The organism is Gordonia sp. SID5947 (assembly GCF_009862785.1).
Taxonomy (GTDB): Bacteria; Actinomycetota; Actinomycetes; order Mycobacteriales; family Mycobacteriaceae; genus Gordonia.
Genome location: NZ_WWHU01000001.1, coordinates 2,485,895 through 2,508,424, shown reverse-complemented (window position 1 = coordinate 2,508,424; position 22,530 = coordinate 2,485,895). Strand labels below are relative to the sequence as shown.

Annotated in this window: 18 protein-coding genes and 2 pseudogenes; 15 read left to right on the top strand and 5 right to left on the bottom strand. The window is 65.7% G+C overall.

What is annotated here, in order from left to right; genetic code table 11:
- Positions 1-196 precede the first annotated feature (196 nt).
- The 3 genes and pseudogenes from bphC to GTV32_RS11620 all read right to left on the bottom strand — a co-directional run bounded on the left by bphC (position 197) and on the right by GTV32_RS11620 (position 3,555).
- The gene (gene bphC, locus GTV32_RS11630; RefSeq protein ID WP_161060454.1) at positions 197-1,102 is read right to left on the bottom strand and encodes a biphenyl-2,3-diol 1,2-dioxygenase; all 906 of its coding nucleotides are present in this window, start codon (positions 1,100-1,102) and stop codon (positions 197-199) included.
- 40 nt (positions 1,103-1,142) lie between these two features.
- Positions 1,143-2,321 (bottom strand): acyl-CoA dehydrogenase family protein, encoded by a 1,179-nt coding sequence (locus GTV32_RS11625; RefSeq protein ID WP_161060453.1) that lies wholly within the window; start codon positions 2,319-2,321, stop codon positions 1,143-1,145.
- 63 nt (positions 2,322-2,384) lie between these two features.
- Positions 2,385-3,555: pseudogene (locus GTV32_RS11620) on the bottom strand (Rieske 2Fe-2S domain-containing protein).
- Between the two features lie 187 nt (positions 3,556-3,742).
- Between GTV32_RS11620 and GTV32_RS11615 the strand changes: the two are divergent.
- The 4 genes and pseudogenes from GTV32_RS11615 (at position 3,743) to dmpG (ending at position 7,478) form a co-directional block, all read left to right on the top strand.
- Positions 3,743-4,522 carry an SDR family NAD(P)-dependent oxidoreductase gene (locus GTV32_RS11615; RefSeq protein WP_161060452.1) on the top strand — a complete coding sequence of 260 codons (780 nt, stop codon included), beginning with the start codon at positions 3,743-3,745 and terminating at the stop codon, positions 4,520-4,522.
- 154 nt (positions 4,523-4,676) lie between these two features.
- Entirely contained in the window at positions 4,677-5,465 is a 789-nt protein-coding gene (locus GTV32_RS11610; protein WP_161060451.1) for a 2-keto-4-pentenoate hydratase, read from the top strand.
- Positions 5,466-5,506: 41 nt separating this feature from the next.
- Positions 5,507-6,411: pseudogene (locus GTV32_RS11605) on the top strand (acetaldehyde dehydrogenase (acetylating)).
- Complete coding sequence (gene dmpG, locus GTV32_RS11600) at positions 6,408-7,478, top strand: 4-hydroxy-2-oxovalerate aldolase (RefSeq protein ID WP_161060450.1); 1,071 nt, start codon at positions 6,408-6,410, stop codon at positions 7,476-7,478. The pseudogene GTV32_RS11605 and the gene dmpG overlap by 4 nt, the downstream one beginning before the upstream one ends.
- Before the next feature lie 112 nt (positions 7,479-7,590).
- Here dmpG and GTV32_RS11595 read toward each other — a convergent pair whose 3' ends face one another.
- On the bottom strand, positions 7,591-8,517 hold the full coding sequence (locus GTV32_RS11595) for a hypothetical protein (RefSeq protein WP_161060449.1): 927 nt from the start codon (positions 8,515-8,517) through the stop codon (positions 7,591-7,593).
- Between the two features lie 200 nt (positions 8,518-8,717).
- Between GTV32_RS11595 and GTV32_RS11590 the strand changes: the two genes are divergently transcribed.
- The 4 genes from GTV32_RS11590 (at position 8,718) to GTV32_RS11575 (ending at position 13,327) form a co-directional block, all read left to right on the top strand.
- Entirely contained in the window at positions 8,718-9,860 is a 1,143-nt protein-coding gene (locus GTV32_RS11590) for an acyl-CoA dehydrogenase family protein (RefSeq protein WP_343287302.1), read from the top strand.
- 10 nt (positions 9,861-9,870) lie between these two features.
- Positions 9,871-10,677, top strand: coding sequence for an FCD domain-containing protein (locus GTV32_RS11585; RefSeq protein WP_161060448.1), 807 nt, complete (start codon positions 9,871-9,873; stop codon positions 10,675-10,677).
- Positions 10,678-10,781: 104 nt separating this feature from the next.
- A complete protein-coding gene (locus GTV32_RS11580) occupies positions 10,782-12,434 on the top strand; it encodes an OB-fold domain-containing protein (protein ID WP_161060447.1) in 1,653 nt (550 codons plus the stop codon).
- Between the two features lie 95 nt (positions 12,435-12,529).
- Entirely contained in the window at positions 12,530-13,327 is a 798-nt protein-coding gene (locus GTV32_RS11575) for a GntR family transcriptional regulator (RefSeq protein ID WP_161060446.1), read from the top strand.
- 27 nt (positions 13,328-13,354) lie between these two features.
- On the opposite strand, the gene GTV32_RS11570 is transcribed toward GTV32_RS11575, so the two are convergent.
- Positions 13,355-14,113, bottom strand: coding sequence for an SDR family NAD(P)-dependent oxidoreductase (locus GTV32_RS11570; RefSeq protein WP_161060445.1), 759 nt, complete (start codon positions 14,111-14,113; stop codon positions 13,355-13,357).
- A gap of 141 nt (positions 14,114-14,254) precedes the next feature.
- Here GTV32_RS11570 and GTV32_RS11565 point away from each other — a divergent pair, with 141 nt between their 5' ends.
- The 7 genes from GTV32_RS11565 to GTV32_RS11535 all read left to right on the top strand — a co-directional run bounded on the left by GTV32_RS11565 (position 14,255) and on the right by GTV32_RS11535 (position 22,484).
- Positions 14,255-15,775 carry a fatty acid--CoA ligase family protein gene (locus tag GTV32_RS11565; protein ID WP_161060444.1) on the top strand — a complete coding sequence of 507 codons (1,521 nt, stop codon included), beginning with the start codon at positions 14,255-14,257 and terminating at the stop codon, positions 15,773-15,775.
- Positions 15,776-15,905: 130 nt separating this feature from the next.
- Positions 15,906-16,688 (top strand): enoyl-CoA hydratase/isomerase family protein, encoded by a 783-nt coding sequence (locus GTV32_RS11560; RefSeq protein WP_343287301.1) that lies wholly within the window; start codon positions 15,906-15,908, stop codon positions 16,686-16,688.
- Between the two features lie 49 nt (positions 16,689-16,737).
- Positions 16,738-17,928 (top strand): acyl-CoA dehydrogenase family protein, encoded by a 1,191-nt coding sequence (locus GTV32_RS11555; protein ID WP_161060443.1) that lies wholly within the window; start codon positions 16,738-16,740, stop codon positions 17,926-17,928.
- 195 nt (positions 17,929-18,123) lie between these two features.
- On the top strand, positions 18,124-19,632 hold the full coding sequence (locus tag GTV32_RS11550) for a class I adenylate-forming enzyme family protein (protein ID WP_161060442.1): 1,509 nt from the start codon (positions 18,124-18,126) through the stop codon (positions 19,630-19,632).
- A 57-nt stretch (positions 19,633-19,689) separates the two neighbouring features.
- Positions 19,690-20,841 carry a thiolase family protein gene (locus GTV32_RS11545; RefSeq protein WP_161062470.1) on the top strand — a complete coding sequence of 384 codons (1,152 nt, stop codon included), beginning with the start codon at positions 19,690-19,692 and terminating at the stop codon, positions 20,839-20,841.
- Positions 20,842-20,990: 149 nt separating this feature from the next.
- Positions 20,991-22,220, top strand: coding sequence for a CaiB/BaiF CoA-transferase family protein (locus GTV32_RS11540; protein WP_161060441.1), 1,230 nt, complete (start codon positions 20,991-20,993; stop codon positions 22,218-22,220).
- A 75-nt stretch (positions 22,221-22,295) separates the two neighbouring features.
- On the top strand, positions 22,296-22,484 hold the full coding sequence (locus GTV32_RS11535; protein WP_161060440.1) for a ferredoxin: 189 nt from the start codon (positions 22,296-22,298) through the stop codon (positions 22,482-22,484).
- Positions 22,485-22,530: the final 46 nt, after the last annotated feature.

Here is a 22,530-nt window from a genome sequence, read left to right as displayed (position 1 = left end):
GGCGGGTGGCGAGTGGCGAGGACGAGAAGATCGGGCTGGGCGTTATGCCTAATAGGCATATGCCTATTAGTAACACATAATGTGCTCGTTGTCACACAGTTGGTCCGCTCCGGCCGTGGTTTCGCCATCCGACGCAGACGAGGCGCCCCACCCGCAGGTGGAGCGCCTCGTGTGCACCACGGAACGCGCGACGGCGCTACATGGCGGCCAGCGGCTCGCTGCCCGACCAGTCGTGACCCCAGTAGCTGTCGGCGGTGATCTCCTCGGCTGTGTAGTGCGTCTCGTCCACCTTCATGCCGTCGGTGCCGAACTCGATGTCCCAACCGCCGGGTGCCCGCACGTAGAAGGACACCATCTTGTCGTTGGTGTGCCGGCCCAGCGTGGACGAGACGGAGAAGCCGTCCTTGACGACCCGGTCGAGGGCTTGGCCGACCGCGTCGAGGGAATCCACCTCGACCATCACGTGGATGAGGCCGGGCGCTCCGCCGTGGGGTGCGGGGCAGAGGGCAAGGCTGTGGTGACGCTCGTTGACGCCGAGGAAGCGAATACGCATCGGGCCGAACTCCGGCGGAGCCGGAAGCCGCATCGCTCCGCGGGGCAGGAAGCCGAGGACGTCGGTGTAGAAGTCGAGTGCACCCACCGGGTCTGTGGTGGGCAGCACGACATGTCCGAGACCCTGGGCGCCGGTGACGAATCTGCCGCCGAACGGGGTGATGATCGGGCTGTGGTCGAGTACGGGTCCATGGAAGATCTCCACGGCCGCACCCGTCGGGTCCGTGAACGAGATGACCTCCTCGACACGCCGGTTCTCGGCCTCCTCGACCGACAGCGGTTTCACCGCCACACCCGCCCGCTCCAGAACGGTCCGCACCCGCGTCAGCGCCGCAGCGTCGCGGACCTCCCAGCCGATCTCGACGACCTCGTCGGTGTTCCCCGGAACGACGACGATGCGCGCAGCACGTTCGTCCATCCGGAGATAGAGGGCATCTTTGTCCGGGCCGCTGCCCTGCGCGAATCCCAGCACGTCGAAGGCGAAGGTACGCCAGCGGTCGATGTCGTTGGTCTGGATCTTGAGATATCCCAGGCCTTTGATCTCTGTCATGTCGATTCCTTTGTCCGTCAGGTTCTTCCGTGGTGGTCGGTCAGATCATCTTCTGGAGTTGCTCGGGCGGGTCGATGCCCAGTGAGCTGAGAGCCGAAGCGTGGTAGACGGTGCTCGGTACGTGGATCGCGTGATTCAGGCCGGCATGCGCGTCGCGCCAGAACCGCTGCAGTGGCTTGTCCATCCGCAGGGCGTTGCCGCCGGACCGCGCGAAGATCTGATCCACGGCCATCACGGCACGCCAGGCCGCACGCACCTGGGTCCGTCGCCCTGCGGCCCGCTGCTCGAACGACACCTCCTTGCCGGCGTCGACGATGTCCCACATGGCGTCGACGGTGGCCAACAATTCCTGCCGCGCGGCGTTGATGTCCGCGGCGGCCTCGCCGACCGCGAACAGGACGTAGGGGTCATCCTTGATGGCGGTGCCCTGGGCGCCGACCCGGTCGCGCTGATAGTCCAGGTGGGCGGCGAGCGCGCCCTCCGCGATGCCGATGACCGCCGCAGAGATGCCCAGCGGGAACATGTTCGACCACGGCATCTTGTAGAGCGTCTCGGTCACGCCGTACTCGCGCTGCGCGGTGCCGTCGATCACCTGGTCGCCGTTCATCACCCGGTACGCAGGGACGAAAGCGTCCTTGACGATGATGTCCTTCGAGCCGGTTCCCTTGAGACCCACCACATTCCATGAATCGTCGACGATCTGGTAGTCGCTGCGGGGCAGGATCATGTGCAGCATCGTCATGGGCTCGGCGATCGCGCCCTCCGCGGTGCCGAGCATCGCTCCGAGGAAGATCCAGTCGCAATGGTCGGTACCCGAGCTGAACTGCCAGCGACCGTTGAAGATATAGCCGCCGTCGACAGGGACGGCGATCCCGGTCGGTGCGTACGGTGACGCCATCCAGGTGTCGTTGTCGGTGCCCCAGACCTCTTCCTGGACCTTCGGGTCGGCAAACGCCAACTGCCACGGGTGGACGCCCACGATCCCGCAGACCCAGCCGGTCGCACCGTCGAGCGAGGCTGCGGCCATGACTGTTTCGGCGAACTCGCGAGGATGCGCTTCGTAACCGCCGTACTTCTTCGGTTGCAGCAGGCGGATCGGGCCGGCCGCCTTGAGCTTCTTGGCCGTCTCGTCGGGGAGTCGGCCGAGTCGTTCGGCCTCGTCGGCCTGGCCGCGGATCTCGTCGGCCAGTGCGGCGATGTTGTCGAGTGCTTCGTTCATGATCGTCCTCGTGCTCGTGGTGGTACTCGGGTGGGTGCGGTAGACCGTCGGCGACCTGACCGGTCAGGCGGGCGCTTGCAGTGTGGTTCCGTTGGCGATGTTCTCGGCGACCTCGGCTTCCCAGCTCTGCACCGCCCGTTCGGTGTCGATCTCGAACTCGAACCGATTGGTCATGTCGTCGGTGACCTCGTCGACGTCGACGTAGAACTGCTCGTACCAGCGACGGAGCTGATACACCGGTCCGTCCTCTTCGGAGAGCAGCGGGTTGTCGATGGGCGCCTTGTTCTTCCAGATCTCGATGTCCTGCTCGAATCCCATCTCGACGCCCTGGGCGAACTGGGCCGCCATGCCGGCGGCCATCTCGTCGGACATGCCCTCGGGCTTCTTGACCATTGCGCCGTACTGCAACACGAACGAGTTCGAGGTGACCGGGTAGTGGCAATTGATCAACACCGTCTCGATCGTCATGCCCTGGGCTTCGCTCCACAGCCAGTCGATCATGTACGACGGACCGAAATAGGATGCGTCGGAACGCAACGTGGAGTTCGGATCGTCGTAGTTGGTGCCCACTTCGATGTCTTGTCGGGGGTGGATCGCATGTACTGCGTGGCGATGTGGCCCTCGAACACATTCTTGAAGTAGCGCGGGAACGCGTAGTGCACGTAGAAGAAGTGCGCCATGTCGACAACGTTGTCGACGATCTCGCGGCAGTGTGATCCTTCGACGAGGAGTGAATTCCAGGTCCAGCCGGTCCATTCCGGACTTCCGAATCCCTCGATCTCCGGGATCGTCACGTCGTCGGTGGGCTTGCTGCCCTGCGGGTCATGCCACACGAAGAGCTGCCCGTTGCGCTCCAGCGTCGGCCACGACCGGGTCTTGGCCACCGGGGGGACCCGCTTGGCGTACGGGATGTCGGTGCAGCGACCGTTGCCGCCCCAGCGCCAGTCATGGAACGGGCAGGCTATCGAGTCGCCCTTGATGGTCCCGAGCGCGAGGTTGCCGCCCATGTGCCGGCAATAGGCGTCGAGGATGTGGAGCTTCCCGGTCTCCTGGGCTTGGAATACCACCAGCGTCGTGCCGAAGGCCTTCACCTGGTGAGGCCTGCCGTCCCGGTAGGTGTCGAGCAGCCCGAGGCAATGCCAGCCGCGGGCGAACCTGGTGGGCGCGGCCGCGGCTTCGATCGTCCTGAACTCCTCGGTTTCGGGGATTGACCATTCGTCGTGTGACCCAGCATCGAGACCTCCAACTCTCCAGGCGGACTGGTGACGGTTTCGATGGTGGTCCGAAGTGCCCCGAGCGAAGCGCTTTCTCCCGTTCAGTGGACGGAATTCGCACTTCCCGCTGAGTGGATGCCGATTGCTTCCGCGACGACGCCGTCTGGTGGTATCGCTGGGGTAGTGCCGAGAAAAGGGAGAACTGCCATGCAGCGATATGACGGGCGCCGGGTCCTGATCACGGGTGCCGGCTCGGGGATCGGTCAGGCGACCACCCTGCGGATGCTCGACGAAGGGGCGCGGGTTGTCGCCGCCGACGTCAGCGAGGCGGGTCTGGCCGACACCAAGGACAGGGCGGGGGCCACGGCGGACCTGACGACTGTTGTGGTCGACGTCGCCGACGAGGCATCGGTTCGCGCGGGCGTCGCCGCCGCGATCGAAACTCTCGGCGGGCTCGACGTCCTGGTGAATGCCGCGGGGATCCTGCGTTCTGCGCACACCCATGAGCTGTCGGTGGAGATGTTCGAGAGCGTCTTGCGGATCAATCTCACCGGAACCTTCCTGATGATCCGGGAGTCGATACCGGCCCTGCGTGAGGGATCGTCGCCCGCGGTGGTGAACTTCAGTTCGACGTCGGCGGCGTTCGCGCATCCGTACATGGCCGCGTATGCCGCGAGCAAGGGCGGTATCCAGGCGATGACGCACGCCCTGGCCTCCGAGTACGGAAAGTCGGGTATCCGGTTCAACGCGGTCCAGCCGGGGTCGATCTCGTCGGGCATGACCGATGGCAGCGGCGCGAGCGGGCAGAGTGTCGGGCCCGGGTTGCCCGAGGATGCCGACTACTCGCTCTTCCCCGCACCACTCCTGGCCGGCGGTGGCTTTGCGCCGCCCGAAGCGGTGGCCGGCGTCGTTGCCATGCTCGGCAGTGCGGACGCCGCATTCATCACCGGCACGGAGGTGCGTGTCGACGGCGGCTCGCACGCCTGAGTTCATTCACCGAGCTCAGGCGAACGAGGTCACCCGAGCGATGGAGTGGCCGGGGCATGTCGCAGATCTGCAACATGTTCTAAACTAGAACACGTTCACCCGACGGCGCCGGGAATGCGGCGGGTGGGTAGAAGGTGACGACGAAGGAGACGAAGTGGCGGTCGACCAGGCAATTCGTGAGCAGATCGCGGCCGATCTGTGGAACGCGGAGAAGACCGCGGTCGCGATCGATCGGCCGACCGACACCCACTCGGACCTCGACGTCGTCGACGCCTATGAGATCCAGCTGGTCAACATCCGCAAGCGGCTGGCCGCCGGCGCCTCGGTCGCCGGTCACAAGGTCGGCCTCGCCTCCGAGGCGATGCAGAAGATGATGAACGTCGACGAACCGGACTACGGTCATCTGCTCGACGAGATGCAGTATTTCGAGTCCACACCCATCGACGCGAAGAAGCTCTGCTTCCCCCGGGTCGAGGTGGAGGTCGGGTTCATCCTCGGTGCGGATCTGCCGGGTGAGGGCTGCACCAACGAGGATGTGATCGAGGCGGTCGAGTGGGTGGTGCCGTCGATCGAGCTGATCGACTCACGCATCAAGGATTGGAAGATCACCCTCTGCGACACCATTGCCGACAACGCATCGTCGTGCGGCTGGATCCTGGGGGAACAACGTGTCCCGATCAGCGAGATCGACACCGGGAACATCGACGCCGTGTTGCACCGTAATGGTGAGGTGATCGCCAAAGGCAACTCGTCGGCGGTGCTGGGGCATCCGTTGAACGCCGTCTCGTGGCTCGCCCGCAAGGTCGACAGCTTCGGCGTGCGCCTGCGCAAGGGTGACGTGATCTTGCCCGGCACCGCGACCCGCGCGATCGACATCAGCTCGGGTGACCACTTTGTCGCCGAGTTCGACGGGCTCGGCTCGGTCACCCTCGATTTCGACTGATCGACAGAAACTTTGAACACGTCAACACACAGGAGGCGCACGTGGCAGCCAAGCTGACCGCAGCGATCGTCGGGTCGGGCAACATCGGCACCGACCTGATGTACAAGCTGGAACGATCCGAGGTCATCGAGCCGAGGTGGATGGTCGGCATCGACGCCGACTCCGAGGGTATGAAGCGGGCTGCCGACCACGGCCTGATCACGATGAGCGGTGGCGCCGACGAGCTCTTGTCGTCGTCGGAACGGCCGGACTTCATCTTCGAGGCGACCTCGGCATACGTGCATCGCGAGTACGCGCCGAAATACGAGGCGGCCGGGATCACCGCTGTCGACCTCACCCCGGCCGCGGTGGGGCCGGCGGTCGTGCCGCCCGCCAACCTCCGCGAACACCTCGACGCGCCGAACACCAACATGATCACGTGTGGTGGTCAGGCCACCATCCCGATGGTGCACGCGGTCAGTTCGGTGGTGCCGGTGCCGTACGCCGAGATCGTCGCCTCGGTCGCCTCGGTGTCCGCCGGTCCGGGAACACGGGCGAACATCGACGAGTTCACCGCGACGACGTCGAAGGGTGTCGAGACGATCGGTGGCGCCACCCGCGGCAAGGCGATCATCATCCTGAATCCGGCCGATCCGCCGATGATCATGCGCGACACCATCTTCTGCGCGATCCCGAGGATGCCGACATCGACGCGATCGCCGAGTCGATCCACAAGCGGGAGAAGGAGATCCAGGCGTATGTGCCCGGCTACCGGCTGCTCCAGGATCCACAGTTCGATCCGCCGTCGGTGATCAACGGCGGGCACGCACGGGTCTCCATATTCGTCGAGGTCGAAGGCGCTGGCGACTTCTTGCCGCCCTATGCAGGCAACCTCGACATCATGACGGCCGCTGCCACCAAGGTCGGCGAAGAGATCGCGAAGCAGAAGTTGGGAGTCTCGGCATGAGCAATGCAGACCTGATGGCGAACGCACGCAAGTACTCCGACGCCCTCGACATCCGGATCACCGACTCGTCGTTGCGCGACGGCAGCCACCACAAGCGGCATCAGTTCACCGAGCAGGAAGTGCGTGACATCGTCGCCGCACTCGACGCCTCGGGTGTGCCGGTGATCGAGGTGACACACGGTGACGGGCTGGGCGGGTCGTCGTTCAACTACGGGTTCTCCAAGACGCCTGAGCAGCAACTGATCAAGGCCGCCGCGGAAACCGCCAAGCAGGCCAAGATCGCCTTCCTGATGCTGCCCGGACTCGGCACCAAGGACGATATCCGGGCCGCGCAGGACAACGGTGGGCAGATCTGCCGCATCGCCACCCACTGCACCGAGGCCGACGTGTCGATTCAGCACTTCGGTCTCGCCCGTGACCTGGGGCTCGAGACGGTCGGCTTCCTGATGATGAGCCATTCGCAGCCGCCGGAGAAACTGGCAGAGCAGGCCAGGATCATGGCCGACGCGGGATGTCAGTGCGTCTATGTCGTCGACTCGGCGGGTGCGCTGGTCCTCGAGGACGTCACCGTCCGGGTGCAGGCGTTGCGGGCCGAGCTGGGTGACGACGCCCAGATCGGTTTCCACGGGCACGAGAACCTCGACATCGCGGTTGCCAACTCGATCAACGCTATTCGTGCCGGTGCCCAGCAGATCGACGGCTCGATCCGTCGCTTCGGTGCAGGCGCGGGCAATACGCCCACCGAGGCATTCGTGGGTGTCTGCGACAAACTGGGCATCACCACCGGTGTGGACTTCATGAAGATCGCCGACGCGGCTCAGGACGTGGTGCGCCCCGCGATGCCGAGCGAGTGTCTCGTCGACCGCCCGTCGATGATGATGGGCTACGCCGGTTGCTACAGCTCCTTCCTCAAGCACGCCGAGGGCCATGCCGAGCGCTACAACGTGTCCGCCGCCGAGATCCTCTTGGAGGCCGGCAGCCGCAAACTCGTCGGCGGGCAAGAGGACCAGCTCATCGACATCGCGCTGGAACTGAAGAAGAAGCAGGACGCGAACGCCGGCGTCTGAGGTCGCTTCACGCGGGCCGTCTTCGCTTACGCGGGTCGGTCCGGCTCGCGCGGGTCGTCGACCGCCCGCGTGAAGCCGGGCGGCCCGCGTTCTGCAACGGCGCTCGCGTCGGTTAAGCCGCGGAGATGGCGAGTCGGGTCAACCATTCCCGGATGATGCCGACCACGCGCCCGTTCTCCAGGTCGGCCCAGGTCCAGCGCACCACGACGATGCCGCGCCGACGCAACGAATCCTCGCGTGCCTTCTCGCGGACGACGGCATCCGAGGTGGATTCCCCGGGACGTAGGTGCTTCTCGTACTTGACCTTGCCGTCGAACTCGCCGACCAGCAGTCCGGCCCAGTCATAGTCGGTGCGTGCGATGAACTCCCCGTCGATCCCGTGGAATTCGTGCTGCAGTCGGGGGATCGGTAAGCCTGCCTCGATCATCTGGGCGCGTCCCCACGATTCGCCGGGGTTCTCCGCCAGAGCATCTGCGTGATGCAACGCGCGTCGGGCGTGTGCCGCACCGCGCCGTCTTGCACGGAGCAACCGCGCCATCACCTCGCGATCTGCATCCTTGCGCAGCGCGGAGTCGAAGACGGCCAGCGCCCCGGCAAACCCCAACGGGCTCGTACACGCGACGTCGACTGCGGTGCGTTCCAGGGAGGTCACCCGCAGGCCGTCGATCTCGACGACCTCGTCGGGGCTCAACGTGCCGACATGTCGATGCGCGGTGGTGGTGCGATAACCCCCGTTCGGGGAGCCCGTGGTCATGTGGACACGGCGCAGGTTCGGTCTCAGCATCTCGACACCGTGGATCACCGCGGCCGATTGATGGCTGAGTGTGGCGGCGACATCACTGGTGACCGAAGCCGCGATGGCCTTCAACCTGTGCCATTCGGCGGCGGACCGCTGTCCCGCGGGGACACATACGCCGCGGCTGACGGAGATTGTCGCCTTCGTCTGCAGCGCACGCCGGTACTCGTCGTCGGAGAACTGCGCCGCAAGGATGGCGGCGCGATGGATCAGGCCGTGGCGATCGGTGGGGAACGATGTCATGAAGATTGGACGCAGCACGGCTCAGATCGGTGCCCGCCGTTCTCGAAACGCGGGCCGCCTCCGGTCACGCGGGCCGGCTGGGCGAACGCGGGTCGTCGACGGCCCGCGTCAGCCCGGACAACCCGCGTTCACCAAGTCGAGTCGCGTCAGGAACGTCTCCCGGCGGCTGTCGCAACGTGGAACCACATGGTTAACTATGTATGACAACGGAGACGGGAGGGCTGATGGATTTCGCGCTGAGCACCGACCAGCAAGACCTGGCCGACGCCGAGCGTGCATGGCTGCAGAAGCACGATCCGATCCTGGAGCGGCGGCCGTCGATCGACGATGGGCCCGCGACCATCTCGGCGACCATGCGCAAGCACCTGACCGAAGCCGGGTACGCGGGCCTGTTGACAGATGAGGTCGGCGCGACCAACGTCGACCTGTTGCTTCTCGTGGAAGCCCACGGTTGGGCAGGCAGCGCATTACCCCTTGCGGAGGTGGCCATCGGCTCGGCACTGCTCGAGGCGATGGGCTTTCCCCGGTGGCGCGACGCCGCTGCCGGTGAGGAGATCGTCATCCCGGTCCGTCCGTCGACGCCTGCTGGTCTCGACATCGAGCTGACGGACGACGGCCTGCGGATCCATGGGACGACTGCGCCCGCAACCGGGTTGGTCGACGCGGATCGCATCGTGCTGATTGCCCGCGCGGCCGACGGTGGCGACGTGGCGGCGGTCATCCCGATCGATGACGTCGGAGTCCGCGTGCGCGAGACCCTGGATCTCCTTCGCTCATGGGCGGTTGTCGACATCGACCTGACCGTCGGTGCGGGACAATGGGCGTCGATGCCGGCCGGCACAGCCGACACGGTCACCGAACAACTTGCCACGTTCCGCGCCGCCGACGCGCTCGGTTGCGCCGATCGGCTCCTCGGTCTTGCCGTCGATTATGCCGGGCAGAGAACACAATTCGATCGCCCTATCGGAACGTTCCAGGCGGTCAAGCATCATCTGGCGAACATGGCTCTGGCGGTTGAGGCCTCGCGTTCGACCTTGTGGGCGGCCGCGCTCGCTCTCGACGACGACGCTCTCGACGACGGCGCTCTCGACGACGACGCTCTCGACACGGACAGGACTGCGCGAGCCCTGGCGGTGTCGTCGGCGGTCGCCTTCGCGTGCCGGAGCGCCGGTGAGGTCGCCCAGTTGGCGCTCCAGGTCCACGGGGGAATCGGTTTCACCTGGGAGCACGACGTCCATCTGTTGCTCCGGCGGATCAAGGTCGACGAACTCCTCGACGGTTCGGTCAGCGATCATCATCGCCGCATCACCGACCTGCGAGCGGGTTCGACCGGCACGTCCTAGGATCGGCAGCGTGCCATCCGACCGTGACCGCGTGCGCGACTCGCTGGCCTCCGACGGTGCGGTCCGGGCGCCCAAGGCCGCGGAGCAGATTGCGGGTCGGCTACGAGGGCGGATCGTGCGCGGTGAGCTCGCACCCGGTTCGAAGTTGAGATCCGAGCCGGATCTGCTCGTCGAGTTCGGGGTGTCGAGACCGACCTTGCGTGAGGCGTTTCGCATCCTCGAGAGCGAGGGGCTGCTCCTGGTGGTCACCGGGGCCGGTGGCGGGCCGCGTGTACAGGCGCCGGATCTCGGTGTCGTGTCCCGCCAGATCGGTTACTACCTGCAGATCAAGCAGACGACGCTCGAGGATCTGCTGGAGGCGCGGGAGGAGTTCGAACCGATCTGCGTGCGTCTGCTCGCGGAACGACGGACAGCGGGTGCGCTGCGGGAGTTCGCCGCATTGCTCGACCGTCTGCGGCGGGCTGCGGGTCCCGGCTTCGCATCGGAGTCGGCATATGTCGCATGGGTCGACTTGACGCGCGAGTTCCACGAACTGATCGCCGAGAACTGCGGTAACAACACATTGGCGGCGCAGGCACGGGCACTCGGTGAGATGCTGCGGGCCCACCATCGGCGGAGCCTTCGGTCGGTGAACTTCCGGCCGAGTTCGCCGAAACTCGCCGCAGAACTGATCGGGGACTACGCACGGCTGCTGGAACTGGTCCGGGCACGCGACGTCGACGCGGCCGAACGACACTGGCGCACCCACCTCCAGCGCTCGGCTCGTCTCACATATCGGAATCAAGACCCGCGGTCCGTCGTCGATCTCGTCGACTGAGCGGATGGTGGTACACGCGTGCACCGCGTGTGGGTAAGGTAACCAAGATAGATAACTCACGGGACGGTTGACGCGCATCAGCGGCAGCCGAGCGAGGAGGCCGAGTGACCAGTCCGTCGGGACGCCCTTTGCCGCAGCCGTCACTTCGTTCCGCGGAGTTCTGGGCATCCGGTGCCGATGGAGTGCTACGCGTCGCCAGGTGTGGGCGCTGCGAGCGTCTGACACATCCGCGGCCTGCGGTATGTCCGCACTGCCGAAGCCGCGAGATCGAGATGAGCGCGGTGTCGGGCCGTGCGGTGGTGGTCGGACTGACGGTGAACGAGCAGCAATGGTTGCCGTCGTTCCCGCCCCCGTATGTGATCGCCGTGGTCGCGCTCGACGACGATCCGTCGGTCCGGTTGACCACCAACATCATTGGGTGCGACGCCGCGGATGTCGGCATCGGGTCGCGGGTGCGGGTGACCTTCGAACAGGCCGACGACGACATCTGGATTCCGTTGTTCGAGCCCGACCCGGACGCGACCACCCCGGGTGTCATACCGGCGCCAGAGGACCTGTCCTCGCGATTGCGCGCGATGCCCTCGGCGTCGAAGTTCGAAGAGACGGTAGCGATCACCGGGATCGGGCAGTCCCGGGTCGGTCGCCGACTCATGATCGATCCGCTGAGGTTGACCGTCGACGCCTGCGAGGCCGCGATCGCCGACGCAGGCCTGACTTTCGAGGACATCGACGGTCTGGCCACATATCCCGGCGGTGCGTCGGCGGGTGGGCTCACCGAGGGCGGGATCATGCCGGTCGAGGAGATCCTGCGGCTGCGTCCCACATGGGTTTCCGGTGGCAACGAGTTCCCTGGACAGAACGGCTCGATCGTCGCGGCGATGCTCGCCGTCTCTGCCGGGTTGTGTCGCCATGTGCTCTGCTATCGGACGGTCTGGGAATCCAGCCATGCCGCGATGGTCCGTGACGGCCGATGGCACACTCCGAAGGCGCGGGCGACCGGCATGATGGAAGGGCGTGCGCCCTATGGGGCCATGTCGGCGGCCAACTGGATCGCGCTGTGCGCCAGTCACTATTTCCATCGGTATGGGGGCGGGCGCGAGACGCTCGGCCGGATCGCGGTCACCGCGCGGACACACGCGGCCGCGAACCCCGAAGCGGTGTACCGGGATCCGATCACCCTCGACGATTACCACGCGGCGCGGATGATCTCGAGCCCGTTCGGCCTGTACGACTGCGATGTGCCGGTCGACGGCGCGGTCGCTGTCATCGTCTCGGCTGCCGAGACGGCATCCGACCGCCCTCACCCGCCGGTGTACGTCGAGGCGGTCGGGACCCAGATCATGGAGACGCTTTCCTGGGATCAGGGCACGCTGACGCATCTCCCGCAGAGCCTAGGCCCCTCATCGCATCTCTGGTCACGCACCGATTTCGGGCCGGGCGACGTGGATGTGGGCCTTCTGTATGACGGATTCACCTTCAACGCGCTGTCGTGGCTCGAAGGCCTCGGTTTCTGTGAGCCGGGCGGCGCGGCCGACTTCATCGGAGACGGCAGCGCGATCTCCCTCGGCGGCCGGTTACCGCTGAACCCGCACGGCGGGCAGCTCTCCGCGGGGCGACTGCACGGATACGGGTTCGTCCGGGAGGCGGTGCTGCAGCTGCGGCACGAGGCACCTGGTCGCCAGGTCGACGAGGCGCAGGTCGCCGTCGTGACGTCCGGCGGCGGTGTGCCTTCGGGGGCGATCCTGCTCCGGAGCTGATCGGCTGCAACGCACGGAATGGCGTCTGGCGCGGACAACGGCGCTGGTGAGGTAACTTAACAAGTGAACGTTGTCGACTGGAGAGGACACCCCACGTGACCGACAACCCGACCGTCCGGGTCTTCTCGACACGCCACGATGCCGAACGCGGTATCCGGACGCCGAAAACCGCCGAACTGGTGGCCCGGCGGTTGCGTGGGATGGTCGTCGACGGTGAGCTCAAGGCAGGAGACCATCTGCCCAACGAGGCCGAGCTCATGGAGCTGTTCTCGGTGAGCCGACCGACGTTGCGTGAGGCGATCCGCGTGCTGGAGGCCGAACGGCTGGTGGAGGTGCGACGAGGGTCGCGATCGGGCGCCAAGGTGTGTGTGCCAGGTCCCGAGGTGGTTGCCCGGCCGGCCTCGCTCCTGCTGGAGTTGTCCGGAGCGACCGTGGCCGATGTCTATCGCGCGCTCGAGGCCGTCGAACCAGCCGCAGCGCGCCTGCTCGCCGCGGAGGGCAGCGAAGAGGCGTTCGACGAGCTGGAGCAATTCGTCGACGAGGTCGTGCCGGCCGAGTTCGCATCGGGCCAGCTGGGCCGTGCAGCAGCGGATTTCCACCTGCGGATGGTCCAGCTGTCGGGGAGTCCGACCCTCGCCCTGATCGCCGGCATGGTCCACGAGATCTTCGAACGCAATCATGTCGCGTTTGCCAAGGAACGTCTCGATTCCGACCGCTCCCAACATGAATCGAACTACAAGCTCTTCGTCCGCTCGCAGCGGCGATTCATCAAACTGTTGCGGGCACGCGATGGTGCGGGCGCATTCACCCACTGGCAGAAGCACATGGGCGTCGCCCGCGAGTTCGTGATGCTCGGCCGAGAAGATCTGCGGGTGCAGGACCTCCTCGACTGAGCATCCGATGTGTGGGCGTCCGACGCACTAACGCGGTGCGAACCGTTGGCCGGCGTCCAGGCGGATGCACTGGCCGTTCAACATCGGGTTGTCCACGATCGCCAGCGCGAGTTTCGCGTACTCCTCTGGGCGTCCCATGCGTTTGGGGAAGGCGGCATCCTTCACCAATGGGGCGACCTGCTCATCGGTGAATCCCGCTGTGGCGCCGGTAGAGAAGAGGCTGGGTGCGATCGCGAGCACTCGGATCCCGAGCGGGCCGAGGTCGCGAGCCATGACCAGGGCGCTGCCGGCGATCCCGGCCTTCGCGGCCGCATAGGCGACCTGGCCGATCTGCCCTTCGAACGCGGCCAGGGACGAGGTGTTGACGATGACCCCTCGTTCATCGTCAACCGGATCGTTGGCCGACATGTGCAGCGCCTGCAGACGGTTCAGGTTGAAGGTACCCACGAGGTTCAGATCGATCACCTGCCGGTACATGTCGAGGTCGTGAGGACCATTGCGGCCCAATGTCTTCTGCACCTTGCCGCCGCCTGCGGTGTTGACCGCGACATGGAGTCCGCCGAGTTCTGCCACCGCCGCCGCGAGGACCTCCTCCACACCGTCGAAATCGGTGATGTCGGCTGGGTGGAAGATCCCTCCGATCTCCGTGGCCAGGTCCTTGCCGTCGCTGCCCTCCCGGTCCAGGATGGCCACGTGCGCACCTGCCCGAGCCAGGGCCACGGCCGTGGCCCGACCCATCCCGGATGCTCCGCCGACCACGACCGCCGACTTGCCTGCGATGTCCATGCTGCTCCTCACCATTCACGTATCCGGAGCGCCGCCCGGCCGGGCGGGCCTTGTTCTCACTTGTAATACTATCTAAACTATGTCGGACCGTCGGGCAGAGTCGATGGACGGACTCGACCGAGATGAGGACTGGGGTATCAGATGAACATCGCGTTGTTGTCGGACATGGCCGCGGATGGTTTCGGAGAACGGGTCGTCGTGGGTACCCGGGATTCGGGCATCACCGCGATCGGCCTACGGTCCATGTCCACCGCGGGCGCGGAGATCATCCGCAGGTCGCGTGCCGATGCGGTGGTGTACCTCGCGGTCAACGGACCGGCATTCCCGGTGGCGATGTTCTCGGCTGCCCGTGCCGGCGTTCCGCTGGTGCCGGTCAACTATCGGTTGGGTCGTGAACAACTCGATGCACTTCTCGCGAATCATCCCTCGGCACTGGGGATCGCAGATCCCGAGCACGCGCCGATCCTCGAACGTGCCGGCCTACAGGTGCTGACCACGGAGCAATGGCTGGATCAGACGCGGGCAACCACGCCGGTGACCGAGGCCGACCAGCCGTCGATCGAGAGCAATGCGCCCGCGGTGATCATCTACACGTCCGGGACGACGGCCGCCCCCAAGGGGGTGCTGCTGCGCAACGAGAACCTCACCTCCTATGTGTTCGGTTCGGTGGAATTCGCGAACGCCGGGGAGACAGAGGCCGCATTGGTGAGCGTTCCGCCGTATCACATTGCGGCCGTGGCCAATGTCATCAGCAATCTGTACGCAGGCAGGCGGACACTTGTGCTGGAGCAGTTCACCCCGGAGGAGTGGCTGCAGACCGTGCGCGACGAGCACGTCACGAACGCCCTGGTGGTCCCGACGATGCTGGCCCGCATCGTGGAAACCGATGCAGACAAATCGATTCCGTCGCTGCGAAACCTCGCGTACGGCGGCGCACCGATGCCGTCGCGCGTGATCGAAGAGGCCCTGCGACTCTGGCCCGAGGTCGGTTTCGTGAATGCCTACGGCCTCACCGAGACGAGTTCGACGATCGCGGTGCTCGGTCCGCAGGACCACCGGGATGCATTGGCCAGCGACGACGAACGCGTGCGAACGCGTCTCGGTTCCGTCGGCCGGGCGCTACCGGGTGTACGGATCGAGATCCGCGACGACGACGGGGCGCTTCTCCCGCCCGGCCATGTCGGGAGGATATGCGTGTCCGGCGAACAGGTCTCGGCGGAATATGCCGGCGTCGGCCGTGTCGTCGACGGGCAGGGGTTCTTCGATACCCGTGACAAGGGATTCGTGGACGACGATGGCTTTCTCTTCGTCGGTGGACGCGCCGACGACACGATCATCCGGGGCGCGGAGAACATCGCGCCGGCCGAGATAGAGGACGTCATCTTGCGTCATCCCGACGTTCTCGACGTCGCGGTGGTGGGTGTGCCCGACGAAGAGTGGGGTCAGCGCATCGAGGCCGTTGTGGTCCTGCGGGCCGACGCGGATCGGGACGCCGAGGGGCTTCGCGACCATGTCCGCGCGGCGTTACGCGGCAGCAAGACCCCGGAGCGATTTGTCTTCTGGGACCAGGTGCCACGCACGGAGACGGGGAAGCTCGTCCGCCGGCATGTGGTCGACCGGCTGGTGACCGAGTCGGCGCCGGCGTCGGTGAACGGGGCGTGATGGGGTGCCCGGCGGTGCGATACTCACCTCGACGCACGGACCGGTCGCCCGACCGGCGGAGTTCAGCGGTCATGGCGAATGCCACCGACGTGAATGAGTATCCGTCCCGTCGACGAAGGAGGACGACATCGTGGACCTCGATGCCCTGACCACAGTGATCGCGGAGCTCGACGACAATGTTCTGACGCTCACGCTCAACCGTCCCGAACGGCTCAATTCGTTCACCAACACGATGCGTGCGGAATTCCGGCAGATCTGGGAACACGCACGCGAGGACGACGACATCCACGTCATGGTCCTGCGCGCCGCCGGTGACCGTGCCTTCTCGACCGGTATGGACACCCGCGAGGGAACCTTCATCTCCGACAACGTCTTCAGTCGCCGCGATCCCGGGAACGATCTGTCTCCCAAACACAACGGCTGCTGGAAACCATTGATCTGCGCGGTCCACGGGATGGTCGCGGGCGGTGCGCTCTACTGGCTCAACGAGGCGGACATCATCGTCGCCAGTGACGATGCCCAGTTCTTCGATCCGCACGTGTCCTACGGCCTCGTCGCGGCGTTGGAACCGATCGGGCTGGCTCACCGGATCCCGATCGGTGAGGTCCTTCGCATGGTCTTGCTCGGTCTCGATGAGCGGATGTCGGCGCAACGGGCACGCGAGATCGGGTTCGTGAGTGAGATCGTCGCCCGAGCAGACCTGTGGACGCGGGCGGAGTCCCTGGCGCGACGGATCGCTGCGAAGCCTCCTGCGGCCATCCAGGGCAGTGTGCGGGCGATCTGGGAATCCCGGGACGTCGGCAGATCTCATGCGCTGGCAACGGGAATGTCGTACACGTCGTTGGGCAACCCCATCGGCAAGGCCCAGGTGAACAGGGCTGAGGTCGCGACGCGCGACTACGAGGTCCGCTGATCGTCGGCCGACGTGCGCCACGCATTCCGATACAGAAGGGTGTTCGATCGTGAAGTACGGAGTGACAGCCGAATTGGACGATTTCCGCGCGGAGGTTCGCGACTTCGTCCGCCGCCACGCGCCCGCGATCCCGCCCAAGGCGGGTGTCCGTGTCGCAGAGGACCAGAGAGAACTCGGCCTGCTCAAAGCGTGGACGGGCAAGCTGTTCGAGGCCGGCTACGTCGGAGGTTCTTGGCCGCGCGAATACGGCGGAAACGGCCCCGATCACCAACTCGAACGAGATGTGGTGGTCGGCGAGGAGATCGCGCGGCACCGCGCGCCCGCCCCTGTCCAAGGCGCCGCAAATCTGGTCGCCCATGCGCTCATCGATCACGGCACCGACGAACAGAAGCAGGCATACCTCGCCGGGATCCGGTCGGGCGAACACATATTCTGTCAGCTCTTCAGCGAGCCGGGCTCCGGAAGCGATCTGGCCTCGTTGCGGACCCGGGCCACCCGACTGGACAACGGTGGCTTCCGAATCACCGGCCAGAAGGTGTGGACGACGAACGGGCAGTGGGCCGACTACGGCTACCTGCTCGCGCGGACGAATCCAGAAGCACCCAAGCACAAGGGAATCAGTGCCTTCATCATCGACATGAGCCTGCCGGGCGTCGACGTCCGGCCACTGCGTGAGATGACCGGCACCGCCGATTTCAACGAGGTCTTCCTCGACGACGTCGAGGTGGACGAGAGCGCGCTGATCGGAGAGATCGACCAGGGCTGGCGGATCGCGAACTCCAGCCTCGGCCACGAGCGGTCGGGCGTTGCGAACAACGCGGTTCGCCTGCAGCGCAACATCTCCGCCCTGTTCGAGCTTGCCGGGACCGTCCGGCGCCGTGGACGACCGGCGATCGAAGACGATGCGGTCAGGGAACGTCTCGGCGAACTGTCCGCGTCGGTGGATGCCTTGTCGGCCCTGGTCTACGCGGCCCTCACCAGGGTGTCTCGTGGGGACGTCCGTGCGGGTGATGCCCCGATGACGAAGCTGATGTTCAGCGAACTGGGTGTGGAGATCGCTGCCTTTGCGCTGGAGCTCTGCGGTGAGGAAGGCATCCTGGTCGCGGGTGACGAATCGGTGGTCGATCACGGTCGATGGCAGGACGAGTTCCTCTACGCGCGTGCGTACACCATCGCGGGCGGCAGTTCGGAGATCATGCGCAACATGATCGCCGAACGTGGACTGGGGCTGCCGCGCTGATCGTCCGGCCGCACGTGGACGAGTATCTCGCGGCCGCCTTTGGGGGTTGTCATAGTTAACTATGTCAGATATCTTTGACGCATAGACCTGGCCGCTCCTGCATCGGGACCGTGCCATCGGGAGAGCGGGTGTCACCGCTCGCAGATCCATCGGGTTCGCGCGCGCAAACGTCGGTTTGTGCGGAACGGAGGCGTCGTGACGGGTATCAGGCAAGCGCTTCGCGAGTTGTGGTCGGCCCCAGACGATGCCCGGGTGCTCCAGCAAGACGGTCGGTGGTACACGTGGGGCGAGGTGCGCCTCCTCGTCGAGAGCATCGATCATGAGCTGAGTGTGTCCGGAGCGTCCGAGGGATCGCGCATCGCGGTGGTCCTGGGAAATCGTATGGAGTCGATCGCCGCACTGATCGCTCTTCTGAGTACCGGCCGCACGATCACGACGCTCAATCCCATGCAACCTGTCGGTCGGCTGACCGCCGATCTGCGACAAGCTCTTCCACGCGTGGTGCTGGCCCCTGGGGAACTCTGGGAAATCGACGAATTCGTCTCCACTGTAAGCGAACTCGCCACCGATGGCTATGTCATCGATGCCGGGATGGCACATCGCGCGACTCGGGGGGCGGCAAGCGTCGACGATGCGAGCACCACCGACACGGTGGCGATCGAGATGTTCACCTCGGGGACGACCGGTCCACCCAAGCGGGTTCCGCTGACCTGGCGTCAGCTCGACGCCGCGATGTCCGCGGTACACGGCCATGTCGGCGCCGCACGGTCGGCGCGCGAACCCTTGACCGGGCGGGTGGCACTGGTGACCCTCGCCATCGTGCACATCGGAGGCATGTGGGGCGTGCTCCAAGCGCTCACCGAGGCACGGCCATTTGTGTTGTTGCCCAGGTTCACCGTGGAGGGGTGGGTCGGTGCTGTCGAGGAACACAAGCCGAGGATCGCGAGCCTGCCTCCTGCCGCGATGCGCTCGCTCCTCAACGCAGAGGTGCCCGTGGACAAGCTGGCCAGTCTGCGGGCGGTGACCGCCGGTACCACGTTTCTGAGCCCCGATCTGGCCGACGAGTTCATCGCGCGCTACGACATCCCGGTGCTCACCGTCTATGGCGCGACCGAGTTCTCGGGTGCGGTCGCCGGCTGGACGAAGCCGATGCACGCGCAATGGTGGACAACGAAGCGCGGGAGTGTCGGCCGTCCCTTCCCCGGCGTGCAGTTGCGCGTGGTCGACGACAAAGGTCTGGTTCTCCCACGGGGAGAGACGGGTGCGCTGGAGGTGTGCTCGGGACAGACCGGATCGGGCTCCGACGAGTGGGTGCACACCAGCGATCTCGCTCACATCGATGGCGACGGATTTCTCTACATCGACGGTCGAGCCGACGACGCCATCATCCGCGGTGGGTTCAAGGTGCAACCTGAGGTGGTGGCCAACGCCCTGCGTGAGCACAGCGCGGTCCTCGACGCCACGGTCTACGGCAAGGACGACGACCGATTGGGACAGGTCCCGGTGGCGGTTGTGGAACTGGTGGATGGTAACCGGGTGATCGACGAGTCGGAGCTGAAAGAGTTCCTGCGCGACCATCTCACCGGATACGAGGTCCCGGTGGCCATCCACGCAGTCGAATCCCTGCCTCGCAGTGTGTCTCTCAAGGTCGACCGTCGTCGGCTGCTCGAACTCGTCGCCGAACTGGAGGCGTCGACCGCCTGACGCGGCACATCCACCGCGCGGCCCGCCGAGCGGAGCCGCCCGTTCGTCAAGGAGATTCTGATGTCTGCAGTGATCGTCGAAGCCGTCCGTACCCCTGTCGGCCGCAAGAAGGGACGTCTGTCCGGGATTCATCCGGCGGATCTGTCCGCCACCGTCCTCGACGGGCTCGTGGAACGGAGCGGAATCGATCCGGGGGTCGTCGACGACGTCATCTGGGGATGTGTCCAACAGGTCTCCGAACAGGCCATCGACATCGCCCGAACTGCGGTGTTGACGGCCGGCTGGCCGGAATCGATCCCGGGCGTGACCGTCGACCGGCAGTGCGGATCATCGCAACAGGCACTCAATTTCGCGGTCGCCAGTGTGGAAGCGGGTCACTACGATGTGGTCGTCGCGGGGGGCGTGGAGTCGATGTCACGGGTGCCGATGGGCTCGTCCACGTCGGTCGGCGAGAGCCCGTTCACGCAGCGATACCGTGATCGGTACGACGGCATCGTGCCGAACCAGGGGATCGGTGCGGAGATGATCGCGGAGAAGTGGGGTCTGTCACGCAACGACGTCGATGCGTATGCCGCCCGCTCACACGAGCGGGCAGCGGCCGCGCAGGATGCGGGATGGCTCGACCGGCAGATCGTCCCGGTGACGACGGCGGATGGCATCGTGTCCGCGGACGAGGGCATCCGTCGCGGGACTTCGGTCGAGACCCTGGCGAAACTCAAGCCCGTATTCGCCGAGGACGGGGTCATACACGCGGGCAACGCCTCCCAGGTCTCCGACGGTGCCGCGGCGCTGCTGGTGATGAGCGAGGAGGCCGCCCGGCGGCACTCGTTGACCCCTCTGGCACGGGTGCACACGGCCGTCGTGACGGGGGCGGACCCCGTGATCATGCTGACCGGGCCGATCCCAGCCACCGCGAAGGCACTCGCGAAGGCGCATCTGGACGTTTCCGACATCGGTGTGTTCGAGGTCAACGAGGCCTTTGCGACCGTGCCACTGGCATGGCAACGGGAGGTCGGAGTGGACGACGAGGTTCTCAATCCGAACGGTGGTGCCATCGCGTTCGGTCATCCGCTGGGGGGTTCGGGCGCACGGATCATGACAGACCTCATCGCGCATATGCGGCGCAATCACATCCGATACGGATTGCAGACGATGTGTGAAGGCGGCGGTCAAGCGAACGCCACCATCCTCGAACTGCTCGCGGCATGAGGATGTGCGCAGGCCGAGCCGTTCCGTCCCACTCGCCGGGAGGAAAGGCCCGACACCGCGCAGATCGTCACACCATGGACCGAGACGAACCACCGGTCGGGCGCGCGGAATGGAGACCGCCAGGGCCGGACGAACCGTGAGGAGTAGGCATGCACCGCCCGATGGAAGGCGTCCGCATTCTCGAGGTGGCGCAGTTCACCTTTGTCCCGGCCGCCGGAGCGGTCCTGGCCGACTGGGGTGCGGACATCGTCAAGGTCGAGCACGCGGAGAAGGGTGACGCCCAGCGCGGACTGGTGCGGGTGCTCGGATACGACCTGGCCGGTTCGTCTTTCGCTCCCATCATGGAAGGTCCGAATCGCGGGAAACGCAGTGTGGGAATCGCACTCGAACGACCCGAGTCCCGTCCCGTGCTCGAAGAACTCGTCAAGAAGAGTGACGTCTTCCTGACGAATTTTCTGCCGGCCGCGCGTAGCAAACTCGGGATCACGCTCGAGGACATCCGGGCGATCAATCCCGACATCATCTACGTGTCCGGGAGTGGCTTCGGTTCCGAGGGGCCGGATGCGGACAAGGGAGGCTATGACTCGACCGCGTTCTGGGCGCGCGGTGGCAGCGCCTTCGGTACCACCCCTGCGGAGGCGGAGCGGGTCAGCTTCATGCCGGCTGGAGCATACGGGGACAACATCGGAGGAATGACCATCGCGGGCGGGATCGCGGCGGCGCTCTACGGTCGTGCGATGACCGGGGAACCGTCGGAGATCGACGTCTCGCTCCTCGCGGTGGGTGCGTGGGCCACGCAGTTCACCGTGAACATGGCCCTGATGCGCGGTGAGGCGATGCCTGCGCCCTCTTCGGAGAAGCGTTCTGCGAGTGCGGGTAATCCGCTCTCCGGGGCCTACCGCACGTCGGATGGACGGTGGATTCAATTGTCCATGCTGCAGGCGCGACGCTATTGGCCGGAGTTCTGCCGCGCGATCGGCCACGACGAACTCGTCGACGACGAGAGATTCCGGACCGACGCACTGATCACCGAGCATTACACGCAGGCGCTGGACATCTTCTCGGAGATCATCGGCGCACAACCTCTCGACCACTGGCGTGCTGCGCTGAAGGACATCCGCGGACAGTGGGCGGTTCTGCAGGATTCCTGGGATCTTGGCAACGACCAGGCCCTCACCGCCAACGGTCGTATCGCCGACATGGTCGATGCCGAGGGCAACCCACAGAAGCTGGTGGCCAATCCGGTCAAGTTCGACAATGCACCCGTGTCGCTCACCCGTGCACCCCAATTCGCCGAACACACCGACGAAGTGCTTCGTGAACTGGGCCTCGACGACGACCAGCTGATCGCCCTGAAGATTGCCGGTGCGGTCACCTGAGCCGTGAAGCACGGGTACGTCCGACAGCGGATACCACGATCACCGGATACCACGATCACCGAAACGGAGTTCGCGATGAAAGTCTCGATCGACCTCGACAAGTGCGCCGGACACGCGCGTTGCTTTGCCACCTCGCCCGAAATGTTCGAGATCGATGACGGTGGCTATGCACTGAACGCCGAGATCAGTGTTCCGGAGGGAGACGAGGCACTGGCCCTCGAGGCCGTCGCGGCGTGCCCCGAACGTGCCATCGAAACACGGTGATCCAGAGTGTCTTCCGGCAGGCCGGCAACCGTGGAACGAGGTGAGC